14 protein-coding genes are annotated in these 23,703 nt (G+C 47.5%); 3 read left to right on the top strand and 11 right to left on the bottom strand.

What is annotated here, in order from left to right; translation table 11 throughout:
• Nucleotides 1-198 precede the first annotated feature (198 nt).
• Nucleotides 199-3,873 (top strand): choice-of-anchor Q domain-containing protein, encoded by a 3,675-nt coding sequence (locus tag ON006_RS01700; protein WP_244823383.1) that lies wholly within the window; start codon nucleotides 199-201, stop codon nucleotides 3,871-3,873.
• Between the two features lie 136 nt (nucleotides 3,874-4,009).
• On the opposite strand, the gene ON006_RS01695 is transcribed toward ON006_RS01700, so the two are convergent.
• The 5 genes from ON006_RS01695 to ON006_RS01675 all read right to left on the bottom strand — a co-directional run bounded on the left by ON006_RS01695 (nucleotide 4,010) and on the right by ON006_RS01675 (nucleotide 13,022).
• Nucleotides 4,010-5,782 (bottom strand): RagB/SusD family nutrient uptake outer membrane protein, encoded by a 1,773-nt coding sequence (locus ON006_RS01695; RefSeq protein WP_244823382.1) that lies wholly within the window; start codon nucleotides 5,780-5,782, stop codon nucleotides 4,010-4,012.
• Nucleotides 5,783-5,788: 6 nt separating this feature from the next.
• Nucleotides 5,789-9,067 carry a SusC/RagA family TonB-linked outer membrane protein gene (locus ON006_RS01690; protein ID WP_267609943.1) on the bottom strand — a complete coding sequence of 1,093 codons (3,279 nt, stop codon included), beginning with the start codon at nucleotides 9,065-9,067 and terminating at the stop codon, nucleotides 5,789-5,791.
• A gap of 386 nt (nucleotides 9,068-9,453) precedes the next feature.
• Nucleotides 9,454-11,706 carry a xanthine dehydrogenase family protein molybdopterin-binding subunit gene (locus ON006_RS01685; RefSeq protein ID WP_244823380.1) on the bottom strand — a complete coding sequence of 751 codons (2,253 nt, stop codon included), beginning with the start codon at nucleotides 11,704-11,706 and terminating at the stop codon, nucleotides 9,454-9,456.
• A gap of 32 nt (nucleotides 11,707-11,738) precedes the next feature.
• A complete protein-coding gene (locus ON006_RS01680) occupies nucleotides 11,739-12,194 on the bottom strand; it encodes a (2Fe-2S)-binding protein (protein ID WP_244823379.1) in 456 nt (151 codons plus the stop codon).
• A 345-nt stretch (nucleotides 12,195-12,539) separates the two neighbouring features.
• A complete protein-coding gene (locus tag ON006_RS01675; protein WP_244823378.1) occupies nucleotides 12,540-13,022 on the bottom strand; it encodes a nuclear transport factor 2 family protein in 483 nt (160 codons plus the stop codon).
• A gap of 207 nt (nucleotides 13,023-13,229) precedes the next feature.
• Here ON006_RS01675 and ON006_RS01670 point away from each other — a divergent pair, with 207 nt between their 5' ends.
• Together ON006_RS01670 and ON006_RS01665 are read left to right on the top strand one after the other, a co-directional pair.
• Entirely contained in the window at nucleotides 13,230-14,135 is a 906-nt protein-coding gene (locus tag ON006_RS01670; RefSeq protein WP_244823377.1) for a helix-turn-helix domain-containing protein, read from the top strand.
• Between the two features lie 107 nt (nucleotides 14,136-14,242).
• Nucleotides 14,243-15,160, top strand: a complete 918-nt coding sequence (locus ON006_RS01665; protein WP_244823376.1) for a metallophosphoesterase family protein — start codon at nucleotides 14,243-14,245, stop codon at nucleotides 15,158-15,160.
• A gap of 2 nt (nucleotides 15,161-15,162) precedes the next feature.
• Here ON006_RS01665 and ON006_RS01660 read toward each other — a convergent pair whose 3' ends face one another.
• The 6 genes from ON006_RS01660 to ON006_RS01635 form a co-directional block, all read right to left on the bottom strand.
• On the bottom strand, nucleotides 15,163-16,026 hold the full coding sequence (locus tag ON006_RS01660) for a lysylphosphatidylglycerol synthase domain-containing protein (protein ID WP_244823375.1): 864 nt from the start codon (nucleotides 16,024-16,026) through the stop codon (nucleotides 15,163-15,165).
• Nucleotides 16,027-16,033: 7 nt separating this feature from the next.
• Entirely contained in the window at nucleotides 16,034-17,710 is a 1,677-nt protein-coding gene (locus ON006_RS01655; RefSeq protein WP_244823374.1) for an ArnT family glycosyltransferase, read from the bottom strand.
• 3 nt (nucleotides 17,711-17,713) lie between these two features.
• Entirely contained in the window at nucleotides 17,714-18,685 is a 972-nt protein-coding gene (locus tag ON006_RS01650) for a glycosyltransferase family 2 protein (RefSeq protein ID WP_244823373.1), read from the bottom strand.
• Nucleotides 18,686-18,791: 106 nt separating this feature from the next.
• Complete coding sequence (locus ON006_RS01645; RefSeq protein ID WP_244823372.1) at nucleotides 18,792-20,060, bottom strand: ComEC/Rec2 family competence protein; 1,269 nt, start codon at nucleotides 20,058-20,060, stop codon at nucleotides 18,792-18,794.
• A 43-nt stretch (nucleotides 20,061-20,103) separates the two neighbouring features.
• The gene (locus tag ON006_RS01640) at nucleotides 20,104-22,599 is read right to left on the bottom strand and encodes a bifunctional YncE family protein/alkaline phosphatase family protein (protein WP_244823371.1); all 2,496 of its coding nucleotides are present in this window, start codon (nucleotides 22,597-22,599) and stop codon (nucleotides 20,104-20,106) included.
• A gap of 169 nt (nucleotides 22,600-22,768) precedes the next feature.
• Complete coding sequence (locus ON006_RS01635) at nucleotides 22,769-23,644, bottom strand: hypothetical protein (RefSeq protein ID WP_244823370.1); 876 nt, start codon at nucleotides 23,642-23,644, stop codon at nucleotides 22,769-22,771.
• Nucleotides 23,645-23,703 lie beyond the last annotated feature (59 nt).

The following is a 23,703-nucleotide window of genomic DNA, read 5'->3' as shown; positions in this document are numbered from 1 at the left end:
ACTGGTCAATGCCTGCAAGGGAAAATGTCTGTTACAGTTTGATGCTAAGATAAAATGAAAATTAGAAGTTAGCGCTCGGCCATGACGAAAATTGAACAGTTTTTGGCGAAAAATTGACAATGAATCCCTCCTCAACAAACGAATATTGTCCAAATAAAACCAGCAGTAGTCCTATCACACAAATTAAAATCTTACCACATGAAATCAAGACCTTTACGGCTAATTTCAGAATGCCTCATCAAAGCACTGTTTGCAATGCTACTGCTGGCGTTCACAGCCAATAGCGGAGCCTTCGGACAACTTTACAGCCATAATTTCAACAATAGTAACCTGAATAATCCGCAGATAAAGAATAGCCGGATAACCTCTGCTACCTGGTCGGCCACCGGCGGTTCGCTCTATTTCCGGAGCGATGGCAGTAGTCAGGGACTAGCGCTTTTGGGACGAAACCACACGTATATACTCACGCTGAAAATGGCAGACGCTTATCAGGCCAAGATCACCAGCATTTCGCTACGAAGAATGTCGGGAGACAATGCAAGTTTTCGCATTACGCTCAACAACGAGAATTATGGAAATTCATTTAATTCTACCACCAGTGTCACCAGCACCACACAAACCAAAACCGTATCAAAACTTCGCAATACCATCACCATCAAAGTCGTAGTCACCAACGGGACGGATAATCATCAGAACTACTCTCACATTGATGATTTTGTCGTGAATGGATCTGTATCGGCTTACAGTCCGGCTGATGAGGCGGTGCCCGATGCAAACGGTATTTTATTTGTAAACAAAACTGTATCCGCTTCTGGCGACGGCAGCAGCTGGAACAAAGCACTCAGGGAAGTGTCCCAGTCGCTGGAGGCTGCCTTACGGCCCATCAATGTAAAACAGATATGGGTGGCAAAAGGCAGTTATTCTCCGGCAGCCGACGAATCATTTGGTATGGTGGAAAATGTAAAGATTTTCGGGGGCTTTGATGGGTCCGAAAGTTCGATTACCGAACGGGACATTTTCGAAAACCAAACCATCCTTAAAGGCAATGGCACCAGCGTGGTTTATAATGATGGCATTGACAATACCGCACTTATTGACGGGTTTTATATCAAAGAAGGCACCGGATTTGCCGGAGCCACCACAAGCAATGGAGGTGGCATTTACAACAAGGACTCCAATCCCGTCATTGCCAATTGTATTTTCAGCGAAAATGAGTCCGATCCTGCAATGGCCATTGCAAGAGGCGGGGCTATATTTAACCTCAATTCCAATCCGACCATTGTGCAATGTATTTTTGCAAACAATAAAGCATCAGGTACGGAACAGAGCCGCGGTGGCGCTATTTACAATGAAAATTCATCACCGCTTATCCTGAATTGTACGATCACAGAAAACAAGGTTTCCAGTGGTACGGCCTTGGGAGGCGGTATTTGCAATACATCAACATCGGCCCCTACCATTCAGAATTGCATTATCTGGAATAACGATGTCAGTAGCATTGGGACAGTACCGGGATCAACCGGCGTACCCAATGTCTCCTATAACCTGTTGCAGGGCGGTTTTCCAGGGTCGACGAATACGATTGATGCCGATCCTCAATTTGCCAATGCCGGTGGCGGTGATTACAGCCAGCTGGCAACAAGCCCTGCTTTGAATGCCGGAAACCCGGCCACGGACCTGGCGATATTCCCTTTAAATCAAGACAACCATCCCGCCGATATCCGTGGAGCAACGCGCGTATCCAATTTCACCATCGACCTCGGAGCTTTTGAAATAGCCAGGCCCACGATCTGGCACGTGTCGGCTTCCAGTACAGCGCCCAACCCCAAGGGAGAAACCTGGGGCGACGCTTTCAACACTTTACAGTCCGCATTGGCCCAAGCAACGAACGGTGACCAGATCTGGGTGGCACAAGGGGAATACGTGGCCGACGCGGGTGCATCGTTTTCAATGATTCCCGGTGTCAAATTTTACGGAGGCTTCACAGGCAGCGAAACTTCTCCTGACCAGCGTCCCGCTCGCATTCCGCGGGGAACCGATGCAGGCGCCACCATTTTAAAAGGAAATGGGTCAAACGTAATCATCAATGAGTATAACGGACTAAGCGACGCCGATCTGCTGGACGGATTTACCATTCAAGGCGGTACTGGTACGCAGGGAGCCGGAATGTACAATTCCGGAGTTTCTCTCCAAATCATTAACTGCTCTTTTATCAACAACAAGGCTGAGGGAGCGGGCGGCGGCATATACAATGACAACAGTTACACGCAGATTTGGAACACCTTGTTTATGGGCAATGAGAGCCAGACCGAATCCGGCGGCGGCTTAGCAGCGGTTGGGGGATCGACGGTCTTCAGAAATTGTGTGTTGTCAAAAAATCTGGCACCACAGGGTGAAGGTGGGGGCATTTACGCTTTTTCAACGGACATTCAGATATACGGTTGCACCATCTCTGGTAACTCTGCGTCCTATGCCGGGGCTATTGCCAACTCGTATTCCGACAATTTCGCAATCTTCGGTACCATTATTTACGGCAACAGCAGTGGCATTGGCTACGAGGGTTTTGGCGCATTAAGTATCTATTTCAGCCTTATTCAGGGAATTGGAGCCGATCAATCTTATGGAATCCTAGATGGGGACACTGACCCGCAGTTCGTAAACCCCGACGGTTCGGACCTTCGATTGCGTTCCTGCTCTCCTGCGATCAACAGAAGCGAGAATACCAATATAGCGGACGGCGAAAAAGACATGGATGGTAACGGTCGCGTTTTTAACGAAACAGCCGATATGGGTGCTTATGAGTTCCAGAACCTGCCTCTTCCGTCAGCCATTCCAATGGGTAACGAATCGACCAAATCGCTTATCCTGGCCGGAGTTACGTCAATTTCCGAAGACTGTGAAACATTTGCACTCATAGAACCCGCCGGAGAAAATCCACTGCTTGCCTATGTTGATGCGAAAGTTTATATCAACGCAGGACAGACACTGGTAAGCGGGAGCAAAGTATTTGTCAAAAGGCATTTCGATCTGACCCCGACGACAATGATCAATGAAGGAGATGACGCTAATGTCACGTTGTTTTTCTCGAAACAGGAATTTGATGATTACAATGCCGCCTACGGAAATTCCCACAACGCTACATTGCCCGAAAACCTGAAAATCGTCCAATACCATGGTACCAGCACTACCGGACTGCCGGAAACGTATTCGGGTTCGATGGAAATCATTAAGAATGTAACAGTTACGCTAAGTACCGACGGCACCTTTTACATTGTCACTTTTCCTGTCACTTCATTCAGCGGGTTTTTCGCATCAGGTCAGTCGGAAGGAGCATTGCCGGTTACACTCACTTCTTTTGAAGCGAGGGCACAGGAGGATGAGGCGCTTTTGACCTGGCAAACCAGTTTTGAAACCAATAGCGCTAATTTTGAAATCGAGCACAGCGTAAATGGAAAAACCTGGCAAACGATTGGCCAGGTCGCTGCACGGCAAGAATCAGTGACCATGGCAGACTATTCATTCCTCCATACAAATCCTGAAAACGGGGAAAATCTTTACAGGCTCAAAATGATCGACAGAGATGCAACATTTGCCCACAGCCGTATCAGAAGCGTTTTCTTTGACAATATCCTGACCACTCTTGTATATCCCAATCCAGCTTCGGATATGCTCAAAATACAAATGAAAGGCTCCTCAGCAGCTGACATTGAAACGCTGGCGATGTATTCGACCGAAGGACGACTGGTTTATACAGCCCATCTTCCGATTTCAGATGAAGTCAATATCAGCAAAATCCCTCCCGGCAACTATGTAGTGAGCATTAAATGGATGAATGGCGGGACCAGCAATACCAAAATTTTAGTGACAAGATAGCATTGCTGCCAAGCCACTTGAAGACTTTTCTCAACGTTTATTGAATCCCAATCCGATGCTGCCAACCAATACAAAAGGCAACCGGTAACGATCCAGGATCGTTACCGGTCATCGGTTAGGGATAAGTAAGAAGTACTTACCAGCCTGGGTTCTGGCCCAGCGCGGCGTTACGGGTACGGTCAGCCTCAGGAATTGGGTACAAATATTTTTTATCGGCCCATTCACGTGCTCCCGGGTTCCACATGATCTCTCCCGAAGTACCGTTTGAAAGCTGCAACCTTCCGACTGCGGTGGATGGACTGACATCCACAAATGCGATACCAGCAGTGGATGAGGTAGGTTTTGTCCCCTGATAAAAGTAAACGTCATTCTTGCCATCACCATTGAGGTCATATTCACCCAGTGCAGGAACGTACATGCCATTCATCGGAGCAGTCTGGAACAGCTCTCCAAGTTTCCATCTCTTTAAATCATCCGGACGAAGTCCTTCAAAGATCATTTCAACTCCCCGGTCGCGAAGTACTTCAAGCAATACCGGATTGGTGAATTTACCTCCAAAAAACGCAACCATATACGGGTCCGCTACCGTAGGAACAGTAGTAAGGGTCGCACCGGTAATGCCCGCTCTCTTACGTAGCGCACCGATCGTGGCGGTCCAGTCTGTGGCCGTCATTTTGTCCAGCTCGGCCAATGCTTCGGCTTTGTTCAACAGTACTTCGCCCAAACGCATAATAATGTGCGCATTGTCGTTGCGGCTTTCGTCATCGAATGGGAAACGCTCGTCGTAGCACCATTTAATAGGCTGGTAACCGGTGTAGGTCTGGCTGAAATTAGGCGGAGACACGACCGGAATACCGTTTTCTGTTCTTTTGTAATCTCCCAGGCGGATGGTTTGTTTCAAACGCAGATCGCGGTTTTTCACTTCCTCTACAAACGGTGTAGTCTGGTAGCCGGCTTTGCTGGTGAAAGGCGTTCCGTCCAGATTAAGGTAAGTATTGATAAAACGACGCGTGAGGCTAGGACGGTTTCCATAAGTAGGGCTGATAAACCGGCGGTTGGCAGAACTGAAAACCTGCAAACTCGCACTCAATGCAACCGACAAAATGGTCTCGTCTGTGAAAGCGGATTTTGCAATAAACATATCGCGGTAAGCCCTTTCCGGCGCAACTCCTTCATGCAATGTAAATCCGGTAATGGCATTAGCTTCCTTCACAACTTCTTCGTACCAGGTATTAGCCGTCGCCTGCTTGCTGTACTCGGTGTGGTACTTACGGAAAGACGCTTCATAAAGACAGATACGTGTTTTATAGGCACGTGCCACATTCTTCGTGATCCGCGTGACAGTCGGATCAGAAGTCAATGTGATGTTTGCAATCGCATAGTTCAGGTCAGCGAGTACATTGTCCATTACCTCAAAACGGTCCTGACGCTTTCCGTACAAAGTTTCTTCGTCGGTTACAGGTATCGTTCTGTCGATCCAGGGCACATCGCCGAATCTTTTTACCTTATCAAAATAAAACAATGCACGGAAAAAGCGGGCAACACCCAAATAATGGTTTTTAGTTGGTACCGAGCTTTTCTCCGCATTTTCAATAAAGTAATTAATATTCCGAAGATCCGTCCATACCCAGCCACCGCTAGTGATCGGGCTCAGCGCACCTGGTGCCAGGTAGTTATCGACACCGTTACGCGCTATCAAATCTGAATTGTCGTCGTCCTGGAATACGCCTGCGTCGGTACCGGGAAGCAGGTCGTAAAATGAATTGGTATAAAGATCCAGGCCGCCTTCTGAGCTGAATACGGCTTCGTTGGTGGCGGTTTCGACCGGTACTTCCGTCAAATCGCATGAGCTGACACTGCAAACCAACAGCAGGGCCAATGTGTAGTTATATAACTTTATAGTTTTCATGATAGATCAAAAGTTGAGTGTCAGACCTAGTGATACGGCTTTCAGCATTGGATAGTTGTAACCATCTCCGCTGGTTCCGCCGCTCAGGTCACGGTCGGATCCGTAAATGCTGGTGACGTCGGTATCACGCGTCCATTTGTACATAGGCGACCACGTCCAGATGTTTTCTGCCGACAAATAGACTTTCAGGTCGCGGGCATGGATTTTGGAAACAATGCTATTCGGGATCGTGTAGCCTATCTGTAAATTTCTCAGCCTGATGTAAGCTGCGTTTTGCAGATAACGGTCGTTGGCAACCTGCAGTGCACGGCCTGAGCCTTGCGCCGTGTAGCCTACCAGACGCGGCAGGTATGCGTCGAAATTCCCAAGTTCTTCGCGGAACATGTTGTTTTGCTGCCAGCGTGGGTATGCATTGTACGGCCGGTTATATTGTCCCCAGAAACGAGCTTCCGAAGATGGGTACCAGTCCTGCTTCATAACACCCTGAAAAAGTCCGGCTACGAAAAACCCGTTCCAGTCACCCGAAAGGTTCATACCAAAAATGTAGCGCGACTCGGAGTTTCCGATAATGGTTTTGTCACCCGAGTTTCCTACACGGTTCTGCCCCTGATAGATCGTATTGTCACCATCCAGGTTTTTGAACTTGATATCACCCACATAGTTCTTTCTGGTGTTCGTGTTCGGGATGTTGCTTTGTGAAGGTGAATCTGCGATTTCAGCCTGCGTTCTGAAAAGTCCCTCCACGCGGTAGCCCCAGATCTCCCCTACCTGCTGTCCTTCGTAGTAATCCGTCAGGTTTTTATCAGGGTTATTGTATTTTGTAATAATCGCTTTTGAATCCGCAAGTGTGAAGCGCGCGCTGTAATTGAATGGTTTGGAACCCATTGTAAAGTGGTCTGCCCAGTTGATCGAAAGCTCCCATCCAGTGGTTTTCAGGTCGGCATAGTTACCTTTTGGAACGCCCGTTCCAAATACCGCAGGCAATGTCTGCCCAAACGTAAACATATCGGATGTCCAGCGGCGATAAAAGTCTCCAACAAACGTAAGGCGTTTGTTCAAGCTGCTGAATTCAAGACCGATGTTACCAGTTGTGGAAGTTTCCCAGGTCAATCCATCGGGAACTACATTTGGCTGGCGGGTTGCCTGTGGACGAATTCCATTGATAACCCTACCAGACTGTCCGATCGCAAACTTCTCATTGAATGTGTACGGATCGATGTTACCGTTTCCAAGCGAGCCGTAGGAAGCACGCAGTTTTACATTAGAAAGCACCTTGGGGCTAACCTGCCAGAACGGCTCCTCAGATACCCTCCATCCGGCTGATGCTGATGGAAAAAACGCCCATTGCTGATCGGTAGGGAATTTCGAAGAACCATCATAACGCCCATTCACTTCCAGCAAGTAACGTTCGCGGAAGTTGTAGTTCACGCGGAAAAACCCTCCGGCAATGGCCCATTTCTGATAACCTCCATTGGTTACAATACTCTGCCCCAATGCCAGGTTAATGTCTTCAACACCCGAATAAATGATCCCGTTTCTCTGAGCAGTAAGGTTGCTGTACACAGACTGTTCGTAGTTAATACCGGCCAGTAATGTCAGGTTGTGGGCTTCATTAAATGTTTTGTTATAATCAGCATAGAAGTTGGTCGCCAGGTAGTTGGTCGTCCTTTTTCTTTCCTGGATATCGTTGGTATTGGTACCTGTGTAGCCAATCACACCTTTCGCGCGGCTGTAAGGAACCTGCACGCGGTTCTGCTGCGAACCAATGTCCGTGCTCTGGAATGTCATGTTGGCACGGATCGACAACGCTTTGTCAAAAAATTGCGCTTTGGCGGCAATCTGGTTTTTCAAAAACCGCTGGGTCTGATCAACAGCATTCTTGCCAATATAGTAGTCTCCAACAGTATAAGCTGCTGAAAAAGATAGCGTTCCGTCAGGATTGAGCAATGGGGCCAGCGGGTGGCCTTCATCGGCAATGTTCCGGTAAATACCGCTGCCTTCTCCTACGTTGAGCGGCTGATGGTATTTCTGGGACGAATACTCTGTGTTGTTATCAATGCGCAGCCATGGGGTAAGCTGAATGCTACCTTTTGCACGCAAATTGTACATCTTGTAATTGTCCGAATTGTAGCGGAACAAGCCACTTTGCCCGTTGTAGCGGCCACTCAGTAAGAATGTTGCCTTGTCACTACCACCGGAAATGGACAGGTTATGGTCCTGCGCGCTGAAACGCTCTTTGTAAAGTTGCTTGTACCAGTCGGTGCTGTAAAAATATTGATACTCACCAGTGGTAGGGTTCACCTCTATCCTTGGTAATGACGGATCTTCGTATCTTCTTTTGATCTCGGCAAGATAAGCGGGAGAAAAGCTGATGGTTTTATTGATCGCCGTCGGCGTGCTGCCATTGTCATTCCACCTCGACCATGCGTCGCTGAATCCCTGCGCCCATGGATAAGAATCAGTAATGTTGTCGGGAACTTCGGTAGGTGATTTGATCGCGTAGTTGGCTGAATAAGAAATGGAAGTCTTACCTTCTACCGGCATTTTGGTAGTGATCAGCACCACACCGAATGCAGCCCGCGCACCATAAATGGAAGCGGACGCAGCATCCTTCAATACGGATACACTTTCGATGTCGTTCGGGTTCAGTACGCGCGGGTCGCCTTCCACACCGTCGATCAGTACCAATGCACTTCCGCCCTGTCCGATGGAAGTAGTACCGCGGATGTTGAAGTTCGGAGATTGGGTAGGCTTCCCGTCCAGCATTCGCAGGTTAAGATTGGGTATTGCGCCAACCAATCCTTGCGCAATGTTTGAAATCGGTCGGTTCTGAAATACCTCCTGTCCCACCTGGTCCACAGCGCCGGTGAGGTTCACTTTCTTCTGCGTTCCGTAGCCAACAACGACCACTTCGCTGAGTGCTTTTGAATCCGCTACCAATTGCAAATCAATGGTCGACCTGGTACCTGCGATCACTTCCTGACTGAGGTAACCCACATATGAAAAAACCAATATGGCACCTTCATCCGGAATGCTTAGGGAATAGCTTCCGTTTACGTCCGTTACCGTACCCGTTTGACTGCCCTTAATTACAACATTGACGCCGGGTAATCCTTCCGAAGAAGTCCCGTCCGTAACTTTGCCAGTTACCTGGCGGTCTGCATTGGCAGTTGATGCGTTGGATGTAGATAACAGAAGTGCTTCTTCTGCTCCAAAATGGGTCTTTCCCCAGCTCTTGCCGCTAATCAGGATGATCAACGCAAAGCACGCGAGCGATTTTGTCAAAGTGTTCCCCGATCGGGACCACCGTTTCTTGCAGCTTAGCATAGTGTAGAATTTTTTACAGTAAATGGGTTATGTTTGAGTAAATACTATACGAAGATTTATCACTGCAAAATTGAATAATTACGATAAGAAGTGCTTTGAAGGGAGCGCTATTTAACAATTTGTTAATTTATTGCGGAGCAGCGAAAGACTGCTTTTGGTGAGGTTATTCTTGTTGTCTTATGTGTTGATCACGAACGAACTATGATCAGTAGGATGAGACCACCAATTGATTTTTTTGAAACAATAGTTGCTTCAAAGTCTGGCAAAAAAAATGCGTCTATTAAGCTTATTTTACCAAGCTTAATAGACGCATAAACAAATTATTCCTTCGATTTATCTCAATTTCAGATAGCCTTATCCATTTCAGCCTGGAATGGTTGATTATAGAACCGTCTGCCTTTATTTTTATAAAGTGCATTGGCCACTGCTCCGAATACCGGTGGAAATGGAGGTTCACCCAAGCCGGTCGGGTCCAGATCGTTTTGCACGAAATGTACCTCCACCCGTTTGGGAGCCTCATTGTGACGAATGATGCGGTAATTGTTAAAGTTGGTTTGCTGCGCAGCTCCGTCTTTATGGGTCAAAGCGCCATAAAACGCATTACCTATCCCATCGACTACCGCTCCTTGCACCATATTGGTTGCAGCGTCCGGGTTCACCACGATACCACAGTCCATCGCGCTAAAGACGCGCTCGACGTAAGGCTGTCCATCCTTCGTTACCATATCTACAACATGGGCAGCATAGGAATTATGACAGAAATAAGCAGCCACGCCACGGTTGTACTTCTCACTGCCCGGCTTGTTCCAGTTCGATTTGTCACGCACCAGTTCCAGCACGCCAGCGTATCGGCCCGGGTCATACTCATTGTTCTTACCTACCGGATTTTCCTTCGCCCTTTTTAAAAGCTCCAATCTGAATTCAATAGGGTCTTTGCCCATTGCCTCAGCCACTTCATCCAGAAACGATTGCTCGGCAGCCGCATTGAAATTAGATCGTGGCGCCCTGAAAGCCCCTATCGTAATATTGGACGGGATCTGCCATCCTTCGGCCAGATAATTGTCGACAGCTCCTGCCGGGAAACGATTGGCATGCACCGGATGCTCGGGTACACCGCCGCCTTTTACGTGAAAAGCAATGAGTTTTTTGTCCGCGTCCAGGGCCGCGCGATACGTGGCTGTGTACATAGGCCGGTAAATGCCGTACGTCATGTCGTCCTCGCGTGTATACATAAGTTTGATAGGGGCCTTCGCTTTTTTAGAGATCAGCGCAGCTTCCGAGAGATAATGTCCGTAAGCCCTGCGGCCGAAGCCTCCGCCCATGCGGGTCATTTGTATTTCAATCTTGTCGGCCGGAAGGTTCAAAAGCTTCATCAATGTTGGTTCTATCCAACCAGGAGCTTGCAATGGCCCTACAAGTAACGCTTTTTCGTCTGTCACATGGGCGAAGAAATTCATCGGCTCCATGCAGTTATGTGCCAAAAACGGCGCATTATAGGTACGCTCGATCACCTGGGCTGCACTTTTAAATGCTGCTTCGGGATCTCCGTCTTTTCTCAATTGCTGGGCTGGCTTTTTTGCATATTCCTGCATTTTTTCCATCTGAGTACTTGAACTTTCAAGCACTCCCGGAACAATCACCTCCCTTTTACCACCTCTGCCAGCCATGGTATCTTTTACGTCACCGGCAGGTTCCCATTGAGCGACCAGCTTTTTGCGGGCATTCATCACTTCCCAGGTAGTATTTCCCACTACTACCAGCAAGTCATTGAATGTACGGGTATCAAAACCGGCCTGCTCAAAACCCTCCTCGTATAATTTCAGGCTAAAAACATCTTTAATGCCTGGCATTTTGAGCGTTTCGACAGCATCGAACGATTTAAGTTTTATTCCAAAAGCAGGTGGGTGCTGGATCATCGCGATCAACATGCCGTCTGCACGATAATCCAATCCAAAAACCGGCTTGCCGGTTACGATCTTCTGTCCTTCTACATTCTTTTTGGATTTTCTGACAATCGTAAAATCTTTGGGCGCTTTCAGCTGCAAATCTTTGTGCACAGGCAGGGTAGCTGCTTTGCTGGCCATATCACCATACTTCGCTGATTTTCCGCTTGAATGTGACAAGACGCCCGCTTTGGTCGTCACTTCACTGACTGGCACATTCCACGTCTGGGCCGCTGCTTCACGCAGCATTTGCCGGGCGGCGGCCCCGGCTTCCCGAAGCGGTTTCCAATACATTCTCACTGAATTACTCCCGCCCGTAAACTGAGCCCCCAATTTCGTATTATCATGTGGCCCCATTTCAACTGCGACATTCTTCCAATCCGCATCCAATTCCTCGGCCATGATCATAGGCAAAGAAGTCATCACATTTTGCCCGAATTCAGGATTGGGACAAATGAGTTTAATCTTGTTGTCTGCCGTAATCTGAATGTAACCATTAAGCTGTGCCCATTGCTCGGGCAGGTTCAGCGCCTCCATTTTGTCGGCAGACTTAAAACTGGATAACCAGCTAACCGTCAGCATCATTCCTCCGCCAGACAAAAGCGAGGCTTTAAGGAAAGAGCGCCTGTTCAAGGCAGTTTTATTGTTGTTCATGGTGAAGTTCTTGTTTTCGGTTCAGGATGAGATCATTTCTTCGCCGCTGACTTGACAGCCTCTTTAATCCGCAGATAGGTACCACACCGGCAGATATTCCCGCTCATTTGGGCTTCGATCTCCTCGTCGGAAGGATTTGGGTTACTTTTCAGCAGGGAAGCAGCAGTCATCATTTGTCCCGCCTGACAGTAGCCGCATTGCGCCACATCATGTTCGAGCCACGCTTTCTGAACGGGATGATCGCCTTTTGTCGAAAGCCCTTCAATGGTGGTGATCGCCTGCTTGCCGACGACCGAAACCGGCAGCTGGCACGAACGGACAGCAGTACCTTCGAGATGAACCGTACAGGCGCCACATTGGGCGATCCCGCAACCATATTTGGTGCCGGTCAGGTCCAGATGATCGCGCAATACCCAAAGCATAGGTGTTGCCGGATCGACATTCACCTGCCTGATTTTTCCGTTAATTTTTAGATTGTATGTGGCCACAGCGATGGTGTTGTTTGTTACAGTAATTACTAACAGTGCCGCCACGCATATCAGCAATGCCCGGCGGAAAATAGAACTGGTAAAGTTCTGCTGTTTCTTTTACACTAAATGTATATAAATTCTATCTTTAATACCATTTCTTCTATTGTTAGAATCCCGATAACTGGTCACCGTATTTAAGGAAAATTTAGAGAAAGTAGGATGAATAGCAGACAGGCCGTAAATCAAGCAATTATTTTGATCTCAATCTGTAATTTTCGCCCAGACGCATCTTAGTCCTCCCAAACAACAGCATCGTAAACTCAGCTGTTGTTCGTCGGGGAATTTGGGTGTTGGTCGAAACACTTAATGCTTAATAACATGTGTATCCCTTACACTGCTGAATGTCAGGGCCAACATTTTCCAATCATTGCCCTGTCTTTTATAGACTTCCGTGACCGTAAATTCAGTGTTGGCTTCGTTACCCCGTACCATGGCGGAGAGCGTAATCCGGCTCCAAATGATCGCTGTGTTTTCGTCAAAAACCTCTACCGCGACATCATGCACATCGGCTTTCTTATACCAAATACTTCCGGTTTTGATGATTTCAAGCTCCTCGTCCTTTTTCCAGGTGCCGCTCATATGGACAAATTTCGCCTTATCATCAAACAGCTGGGCCAGTTTGTCTACATTCTTGTCGGCCATCCATTGCCATTTGTCTTTCGAGAGTGTAATGATCTGTTGTTCAACAGCACCTTGCGCCAGCGACGATTCTACGTGAAAGACTAAAAAGCACAACCCAATAATGAATACTTTCAGAACTGATTTTACTGTTGTTTGCACTTGCATAAGCTCATTAGTTTAAGTTAAAATTTGTCATCCAATTACTGTTTCTATAATCGCATTCTTTTTTCAAATGCAAAGTTCTGCCCTTACCTCCTGACACTTAGTATACAGATTCCTCTTTTGTCTACCAATATTCCCGATTTGCCCAGCCCGATCATTTTAGACCTCACCAAAACCATTAATTTAGCTGCTCTTAAAACTTAGATGATCATGGAAGACTTAATCCGGTTTGACTCTGTAAGCCAATACAATGCATTTAATCAGCAGGAGACTTTGCACCCGCTGGTAACCGTGATCGATTTGTCAACAGCCAGCCCCAGACACAAGGCCAGTCAATACATGGGATGCTATGGTGTTTTCCTAAAAGAGGTGATTTGCGGAGATATTAAGTACGGAAAAGAGTATTACGACTATCAGGAAGGGACGCTGGTTTTTATGGCCCCCGGACAAGTTTTTACTGTTGAAAATGACGGCCAGCTATACCAGCCGAAAGGACACGCCCTGGTTTTTCACCCGGACCTTTTGCATGGCACTTCGCTGAATGCTAAAATGAATGAGTATACCTTTTTTGGTTACCAGGTCAATGAAGCGCTTCATTTATCGAAACGTGAGACGCAGATGGTGATGGATTGCTTTGATAAGATTAAATACGAGTTAGAGCACACCATCGACAAGCACAGCAGAAAGCTGATTGCAACCAACATAGAGCTGTTTCTGGATTATTGCATGCGATTCTACGACCGCCAGTTCATTACCCGCGAAATAGTACACAAAGGCACATTGGAGCGATTTGAATTGTTGTTAAGCAGCTATTTTTCATCGGACAAACCTATTAATATAGGCTTGCCTTCTGTTGCCTATTGTGCAGGCGAGATGAACCTGTCTGCCAAATATTTTGGTGATCTGATCAAAAAAGCAACCGGCCAAACCGCTCAGGAATACATTCAATCTAAACTAATATTGGTCGCCAAGGAGAAGATTTTCGATAGAAATAAAACGATCAATGAGATCGCTTTTGAATTGGGATTTAAATATCCGCAGCATTTCAGCCGGGTTTTTAAACAGCGCGTCGGACAAAGTCCCAATGAGTACCGTTTGCTTAAAGATTTGAACTAGCATTATTTCTCATTGAAAACACCTTTAAACTATTAACAATCAAATAACCTTCCAATAACACCGGGTTCATACAGATAAGGGATCTTTGCAAAACATGCTTTGGCTGTATGCATAGAAGAAATCTGTTGAAAACGCTGGGAATAATGGCCGGAGGATTGCCTGTTTCTGCCGCAACTCCATCCCTGCATTATTCGCCGAAACGCGTGTTACGAATAGCCCACCTGACCGACATTCACGTCCAACCTCACCTGTGGGCTGCCAAGGGTTTCGAAAAATGCCTCCATCATCTTCAAAACCTGGATATTAAGCCAGATTTCATACTTAATACGGGAGATTCAGTGATGGGAGCCCACGGTATTTCGAGGGAAAAAGCCTCAAAAGAATGGCAGCTTTATCATAAAGTTTTATCCTCTGAAAACAGTACACCCATGATTTCGTGCATTGGAAATCACGATATCTGGTTCCCTTCCACTTCCGAAGGTACGTTTCAGGATGGCAAAAAACGGGCGATGGATGAATCGGAAATGACCAGGCCCTATCACAGTTTTGATAAAAACGGTTGGCATTTTATCATGCTGGACAGCGTACAACCCCGACCGGAAACAACGGGTTACCTCGCCAGTCTGGATGAGGCACAAATGGACTGGCTCAAAGGAGATCTGAGAAATACTCCTTCTCACGTCCCGGTCATGATCGCCTCCCATATTCCCATTTTATCCGCCAGTGTTTTCTTCGACGGTGATAATTTAAAGGATGGAAACTGGGTGGTTCCCGGCAGCTGGATGCATATGGATGCCGCGCAGATCACGAAAGTATTTAACCGACATAAAAACGTAAAACTGGCAATAAGCGGCCACATTCATCTTCTCGACCGGGTTGAGTATAACAATGTTACCTATTGCTGCAATGGGGCTGTTTGCGGTAATTACTGGATGGGAAAATACAAAGAGACCAAACCGGGTTACGCCATTATCGATCTTTTTGACGACGGATCGTTTACAAATCAGTACGTAAAATACCATTGAAGTCACTTACTTGCGGACGTAGAAACCACGCGGGCATTGCCCAATATGGCGAGACTTCCGGTAGCAGCTGTCAGTGTCACAATAATGTCGAAGAGCACACTTACGGTCACCGCAGCTTGCGCCGAAACCATCAGCAGCTGCGCCCCTTCTAAAAATACCACTTCTCTCACACCTACCCCACCCACGCTGATCGGCAACGTTGAAGCCACGGAAGATACCAGGAACAAAACATTGTACTGGTTGTAATGTTCATGGATTTGAATCGAACTGAGCAGCATGAAAATACAGGCGATCTGGGTGAGCTGTACCACCAGCGAGAACACCAGTAACCTGCCCATATACGGAAGTAGCTGTGGAATCCACCTCCTGGTAGCAAGCCAGAAAACCAAACAACCAATCAGCGCAAGCGATGCAGCAACAACCTGATAGATTACTAAAAGATAAGGCATTGCAAAACTGACCGTCAGTATCGTGAGCACAACTAGGCCGATCAGTCTGTCCCAAAGCAATGTACGGGTTAGTAGTAACACACCTTTGTCTGGAAAAAGAGCCCTGAGCCGGATCAGCTTGTAGGCGTCGCCGCCAAGCCCGCCCGGCAGGAACATCCCGTAAAACATGCTGATCCAGTTGAGCCGCAGGCCGGAAGCGTGTGACAACGGCACTTCGGCCGCATTCAAAATGGTGGTGAGGCGGAATGCGCCGGATACCCGGGAAACCAGGTAGGGCACGAATGCAAAGAATAAAATGCTTTTTTCTGAGCCGCTGATCGCCTTAAAAAGACTTTGACGGTCGGTTTGTATAAAAACCCAATACAGTAAAATCCCGGTAGCCAGAAGCTTCGCAGCCCATTTCAGATATCGTATCAAATGAATGTTATTCTTTTTTGAGGTGAACCAGCCCTATGTCCCTGCATGCCTGCTCTCGGGTGGAAGGGTCAACGAATCCTGCCTTTAATTTAGTCGTATCAAAATCCGGAAAATGATAGGATTCTTTCATTTTCATTTGTCTTGCCCGTGCCACTTCATCAATACTCGCCATCGATCCGGCAAGCCAAAAATCGTTGCTTCCGGCGAGCGTCACCGGGTCCGAATCTTTGAAAAAGTATTCGGAATAGTAATGCATGGATGGACTTTTCCAATCAGTAATGTATATGTTATTCAACGGAATTTCCAGTTGTCTGATCTTGGCTGCAATATGATGTCCGGCCTGGTACTCCTGAATCTGAAAGTAGAAGTTTCCATTCATCAGCATGTTGGTAAACAAAGAACTGCAAAAAGATATCATCACCAATTTACCGAGGAAATCCCGCCGGGACGTCCATTCATAAAACAATAGAAAAAGTGCGGCTAAACTAAGCACGATGACCACCAGACTTTTGACCGGGAAAAGATACCCGTTAATGATCAAACCCAGCAAAGCCATTACCACTGCGACAAACTTTTGCGTGATCATCAGCCAGTTGCGTTCCCCTGTACCGGAAACCGATGATTTTAGCACGTTTTCGAGCTGCCCGGCAATCAATATTGAAAAAAACGGAAAGAGAATATTGAGGTAATGCGGCAAACGAAAATTGGAAGACGTGAGAATCGCGAACATCACGACAATCGTTACCCAGCTCAGTATCTCTTCACCAGGCCGGTACACCAGTTTAGTTTTGATCAAATGAATCCCTTTTTTTACTACTGCCCAATATCCCAGCAAACACCACGGAAGTAACGCCCAAAGTAATGAATGGAAGAAAAGAAACGGATCATTACCCCCTGAACTTCCCCAGTTTACACCTTGCAGGCGCTCCGTGTTTTGAAAGAAAAGGATAAAGGTTATTCCGGAAATATGGCTCATTCCCCGGATCACTTTCTCCGGATGAAGATCGAACTGTAGATAGTAGCAGTACAATATCGGGCCGATAAAAACCAGGAACAAAGGAATCGCCCACAACCATTTGAAGGACCTGATGAAGCGCCAGTTTCGCTGGTACAGTAGCTGTGAACCCACCGCGATAACAGGTACTGCCGCGCCTGTCATGCCTTTTGTTGCAAAAGCCAGCGCGAGCGACAACACGCCAAGGATAAGCCTGTCGGTTCGGTAAGTAAGTGTGTATTCGTATAACAGCCAGGTGGCCGTAATGATGAAAGACAGCAGGATTGCGTCCATTCTGACATCATTATGCGCCAGAATATATGCCTGGGAGGATATTAGTATCAGTACCGCATTAATGCCGACTGACTGTCCGTAAAGCCTTTTGGCAAGTCTGAACGTTGCATACACGCCAGGCAGCGCGAGGAGCAAAGTCGGAAGTTTGTAGGACAAGGTCCCGACGCCTAAAAGCTCGTCGCCCAATGCCGCCAGCCAGAAAAGTAAATGCGGCTTGTCGAGATAGTCGCGGCCACGGTCTATCAGGTCAACATAATTACCGGTGAGGTACATATGCATGCCGATCAATGCATGGTGAGCACTGTCGTCATCAAAAAGCGGAACATTTAATCCAAAAAAATAGACGGCAAGGATCAGGAACAGGTAAATGTATGGAATGTAATTAGTGCGTTCCATAGGCTAAATACTTAAATCTTCTGAGATGGCGCTTTCCTTTTGTTGCAGGATTTTTCTGATGAGGTAAGGTGTTTTCGCTGATCCTTCATAATAAATCCGCATTTGTATTTCAGCAAAAAAGCCCATCAGAATGATAAAAATCCCCGCTAGCAGTAGCATCAGACCGGTAACTACCCATAGCTTTTCAAAGTCCCGTGCAAAGATCTGCGATGCTATTTGAGACAAAATCAAAAAGAGGCCGGCCAAAACAGCTGTCCCGCCGACCGTTCCAAAAAGATGCATCGGCTTTTTCATCCATCGCTGCATATAGAGCATCAGAAACAGATCGCTGACTACCTTCATCGTCCTGCCCAGCCCGTATTTGGACTTACCGAAAAGCCGTTTGTGATGTCTGACAGGCATTTCAGTTATTCGGGCGCCCATGATATCGGCCAGTACGGGGATAAATCTGTGAAGTTCGCCGTAGAGGCCCAGGTTCTGGGCAATTTCATTTTTGAATATTTTGAGCGTGCAGCCGTAATCTTTAAGGTGTACGCCGGTGAGTGTCCGGATAATTTTGTTGGCGATCCGGCTAGGCAGTTTGCGGAAAAGCCAGCCATCCAACCTGTTGGCGCGGTAACCAGCCACGACGTCCCAGTTTCCCTGTACTGCCCGGGCCAGTAACCTGATGATATCTTCCGGATCGTTTTGCAGGTCTCCGTCAATGGTGACGATGTATTTCCCGGTTGCCGATGCAATGCCCGCCGCCATAGCGCTGGTTTGCCCGTAGTTGCGCATCATCACGACGATACTGAGCCTGTCGTCCAAATCCTGCCGGAGCATCTGGACGGTATTGTCCGACGAGCCGTCGTCCACCGCAACTACCTCGTAATCGTATCCTGACAGCGCCCGGCGGATCGCCCGAAGCAGGTGCAAAACATTGTCCTGTTCATTGAACAGGGGAATCACTACTGAAATCAACCTTGCTTCGCGCATATGCACAGATTTTTTGGCCTTCAATTTGGAGAAACATGGAAAACTGTCAGTTGGTTTGACGATTTTTCATCCTTAACAATTTGTTAAAAACCTGCGCAAAGCGGCGTTACCTGGATAAGTAGGGACCGTGAATGCTTTTAATCCTACGTTCCTCGTTACGGTCATCGAGCACATACACCTGATAGCGGTCACCACCGGGCGCTACGCGGACAACCACATGTCCGCTATCGCTTTTTAGACGCCCCAGCAGCTCGCCGATCACGAGTTTGTTCGCTTCCAGCATGTCGGTTGCAAATACGTCCCTTTCTCCGGGATAAACATTTTGAGAGTACATTCGGTCAAGCACATCGTGTCCCGGGTGGTCGGAGGACCAGACGGGGATCACCATGACACGCGGCTGTAAGGTTTGAAGAAAGAATTCATTTTGCGAATCACGGTTGCCATGGTGATCCAGAATATGCACATCCACCTGTCCTACTGCCTTTGCAACCGGTGTTTCCATATCCTGCCATGAAGGCATTCCGGCCCTGAGCACACCCGGCAGGTCACCTCCTGAAAAATAGTCGAACTTCCCGTAACTGACCCGGACCGCAACACTACACATGTTTTCGCTGGGAAATTGTTGCGGGCTTAGTGATTTTAATTCAGGAAACTGCTGGCGGACTACATTTCCTACACCCGTCCAAACCTCGCCATTGGCTGCAATGTTTCGTATCTCAAACAGGTCCGCATACTTTTGCGGGTTTCTCAAAAGCGTGATCTGGCTATTCTTGCCCGGAGCCGCCTTTTCGACTTTCATCCCCTTATTTTTTGAATGCCAATCCAGGAAGCTCTTGTAATTACCAATCATTTCATCGTCCAATGTCTTGGGAAAATTATAATCCGGCCAGCCGCGGTCGATCATTTTGCGGATAGGCAGGTACTCTCCTACTTCCGTAATGCCGGTCAGTTTAAAAGGCCCTTGTTTCGATCTCCTGGAAATGCTGGAAACCGCACCCATATGGTCGTCGTGAAAATGGGTCAGCATTGCATAGTCCAGCGCTTTGTCTGTCGCGCGGAAGGCTAATGTATTGCTAACGTACCGTGCTATCCATTCGCCTGGTTGGCGGGTGGTATCGGGTTTCACCCTGGTATTTCGCGGGCTTCTGGTCCTGGGCTCAGTCGGGTCGAGTGCGCCGGCGTCAATCAAAAGTGTGGTCCCGTCGGGCAGGATAAAAAAAGTAGCATTGCCACCACCTGTATTAATGTGGTGAATGTCCATAAAACCCTCTTTCCATTCCGGCAACACCTGCCCTACCTGCTGGGCCTGACTCTTTACTTCAAAAAATACCTGTAAAATGATAACGAATACAAACCAACGCAGCTGAACTTTCATAAAGGGTAAAACAAGGTTTTTGTAGTGCTTTTTAAATGTTAAATCAATCCTGATCAAACTCCTCCTCTTCGTCGTCGCCTCGTTTTTCAAGCCTTACGAATGCGCCACGGCGGGGAGCAGGCATAATACTCTTTTCACCACGCACGGTTTGCCACACGATCTCACTGAAAATCAGGTCATCAATTGCATCAGGCACCGAAAGGTCAAACTGATCGGAGCGGCGGGAATTTGTATTGACAGCTACATTTTTCTGAGCCAAATCTACGCCTGCTTGTTTGGAAGTAAAAGTGGCAGCATTAGGTTTGTTGCTAAAACATCTCCACATCGGCGTGGCAGCTGCATCGTATTGGCTCATTGGTTTCAGGCCCAGGATCAGCTCCATAGTACGAAGCATTCCGGAAGTGGAATACATGGTGTGATCTACAAAACCTCTTTTCACAAAACCGCCGGCCACAAATGCAATGGAACGGTGCGCATCAACGTGGTCAGGGCCATTCTGGGCATCGTCTTCCAGGATAAACACTACCGATTCGTTCCAAATCTTGCTCTTGGAAAGATGCTCAACAAAACGTCCCACAGCCAGGTCATTATCAGCCACTGCCGCAAATGGCGTCGGTTTTCCAACACTGGCACCCGAGGTATGATCATTACCAAACCGTAGCGTATTGAGCCTCGGAAGCTTGTCGGCCGCTACCAGCTCATCGAAATCCTTCTCCCAGGCCGCTTCCCGGTCGATATCCTTGTAACCAAGATCGTATCCTTCAAAAGTCGGACAATATTTGCCTTCGAGTGTTTTGATATTGGCTTTTCCATCATCAGCAAACCAGCCGTAACTCCTGAAAGTCACCCCTGCGCGTAGCGCATGGTCCCAGATAAACCCGTCGCGGGGGTGCGCGATTTCTTTCTGGCCTTCGTAATCGTACGTTCCGCCGCGACCGCCATAGCTGGTAACCCAGTTCTTTTCCACATAATCATTCGCATAGGCGGCCGACGACCAGTTATGTCCGTCTGCGCTCACCTCGGCATCTACATAAAAGTTATCGAGCAATACAAACTCACGCGCCAGTGCATGCTGGTTTGGAGTTACCTTTTCTGGAAATAAACAAAGCGAAGCATCGCCATTGCCTTCCTTCATGTCTCCGAGAATCTGATCGTAGGTACGGTTTTCCTTGATAATGTAGAACACATATTTGATCGGCGACTTATCCCCTACCTTCATCGGAATCGGGTTTCCGGCCTCTCCTTCTGCATTGAGCTCCTTCTTTTTGGTATAAGGTGTGTTGGCATAAACGACACGCGAATATGCGGAAAGTGTCTGTGCCGACGGCGCGTCAATGATCGACAAAGTACCTTTAAACAAACCACCAATGTATTGTTCCCTGCCTACATAGGCCTGTGGGTTTGGCCCTACCTGTTGCGGGACTTTTGATAAATTCGGATTGGGGCCTTTTGGATTTGCCTTGGATGAAAACCCTTTTCCATTGGTGACATAGATTTTGGAACCTATCGTCTTGACGGCGGTCGGATACCAGCCTGTAGGGACAAATCCGATCGAACGGCTGCGTCCTTTGGTCTCCACGTCGAACACGGCCAGGCAGTTGTTATCCGCATTGGCAATGTACAGGGTCTTCTCATCTTCGCTCAGTGCGAGCCCATTAGGCGTAGTACCCACTGGCGCATCAGGAAAAAGTGATGTCGTTAAGGTCTCGGATACCTGTCTTTTGGTTAAATCAATGAGTGCGACTGTGTTGTCATTACCATTGGCTACATATAAAAACTTGCCGTCTTTTGTTAGCAGCAGATCATTCGGGTTTTTATTGGTAGCAATTTCAGCTGAAATTTTCTGGGTTTCTGTATTGATGATCACCACCCGCGAGCCGCCCCATAGTGAGACATAAAGTTCCTTTTTGTCATTGGAAAGCAAACAGGTATAGGCAGCCGCGCCCAGATTCAGTTTACCAATTGTGTTCTTGGTTTTAGAATCACAAATATAAAGCGCGCTATCCTCCTTGGTTACGACGTAGATCCGGTTCTGTGTGTCGTCGACTGCTATCCCTGTCGGTGAAATTTTAACCGGCCAAGGCTTGCCCAATACGATCGGATCAGCCGGAACAAGTTGCTGATTTTCAATTTTGAATACTAAAATCTTATTGTCATTTCCGCCGGAAGCATATATCGTCTTTTCATCCTGACTGAATGCCAAACCGAGGTACGACTTCGCGACTACCGCAGAATCCAGCACTTTTTCAGAAGCAACATCAATCAATGTAATGCTTTGGGTGCTTTGGCCATTGTTGGTAACAGCCAGGTATTTTTTCGATGGAGAAACGACGAGGTTCAAAGGCAGGTCGTCCAGATCCAGGCTCCTCCCGACCGGTGTAAGCGACCAGCCATTTGGCAAATTGATGCGTTTGGATGAAAGGTCTTTGTAAATGGCCAGCTCCTCGGCCTTGTCGCCGGAACCGGTATTTCTCTTACAACCGTAGGCGAAAACTCCCGCCAGTAGCACGTAAAGTCCGAATTTCAAATATCTTGTCATGGTGAGTTATACTATTTTCATAGCTGTAATCTGGCAAAAGTTACAACCTATCAAAACTAGACCATCTCAGCTGGTAAAAACCAATTGACAAATTAAGAATTTGTTAAGTTAGACGCCTACCGGTTTCGTTTCTTCTCTTTAAGGCATAGCGACATAAAAGTTACTATCATTAATAAGTCTCATATCCGTAAAGCAGCGTTTCTTGCAGGACTGCTGGCAGTTCCAGGGTGATTTTAACCCACGTCTCACGTTTTGTGGGTAACCCCTCGGCATTGTAGGTGTAATTGTAAAGCGTTTGCGAAGCGCCTTTTACATTGGCCGAAGTCGGGTTGTTTTTGCTCAGGTGAAGCAGGTTATCAACGCCACCGTAATAGGTATAATGATTGAAACTGCCCGAACTCGGTGTCGCTATCTTAACTGGTGCCGGAATTAGAAATACCCCATAAAAAGGATTGGTATGGTCGTCGTAACCGAAATCGGTCGTGACCATCGATGTGTTCGTCGTGTTCCGCACCAGCGTGGTGGTGGACATTACGCTGGATACATTGTCCATCCCGAAAGTAAGCGCATTAACCTGGTCGTACTGGACACCGGAGATACCAAACGATCTCTTGGTAGATAACAAAAGTGAACCGGTAACGTCATAATTCAGGATGAAATCATAAAAATTATCAGGGGCACCCGTGTATTTGATCTTTGTAACCTTCCCCCATCCGTCATTGGTATAAACATATCGTTCCGATCCCCCACCGCTTAACGTCCGGTCCATTTGGCTCAGCTTTCCGTCACCTCCATACAGATATGTGCTGGTCTCGGTTGGGCCGCCGGGGTTTTCCGGCACTTGATTCGTAAACATCGAAGCGATCCGTCCCTGCGGATCGTATGTCAGCGTGCTGACGATACTCACGTTGGGAGCGTCGGGCAAAATTCTCGTAAGGGTCTTTACACGCAGTTTATCCGGGCCCGGTTCATGATCGACGCAGGCAATGACTGTTACGCTTAAAATCAGGCCCAGGGCCCATTTAGAGAGGAAGGTTTTTTTCATGGTTTATTGGCTATTTTATTTAATTATACCAAGGTAGATAAAATATAAATATACTCATT

It is taken from the genome of Dyadobacter pollutisoli (assembly GCF_026625565.1).
GTDB lineage: Bacteria > Bacteroidota > Bacteroidia > Cytophagales > Spirosomataceae > Dyadobacter > Dyadobacter pollutisoli.
The sequence above is the reverse complement of the archived record's forward strand: the minus strand, read 5'-3'. Positions and strand labels throughout refer to the sequence as shown.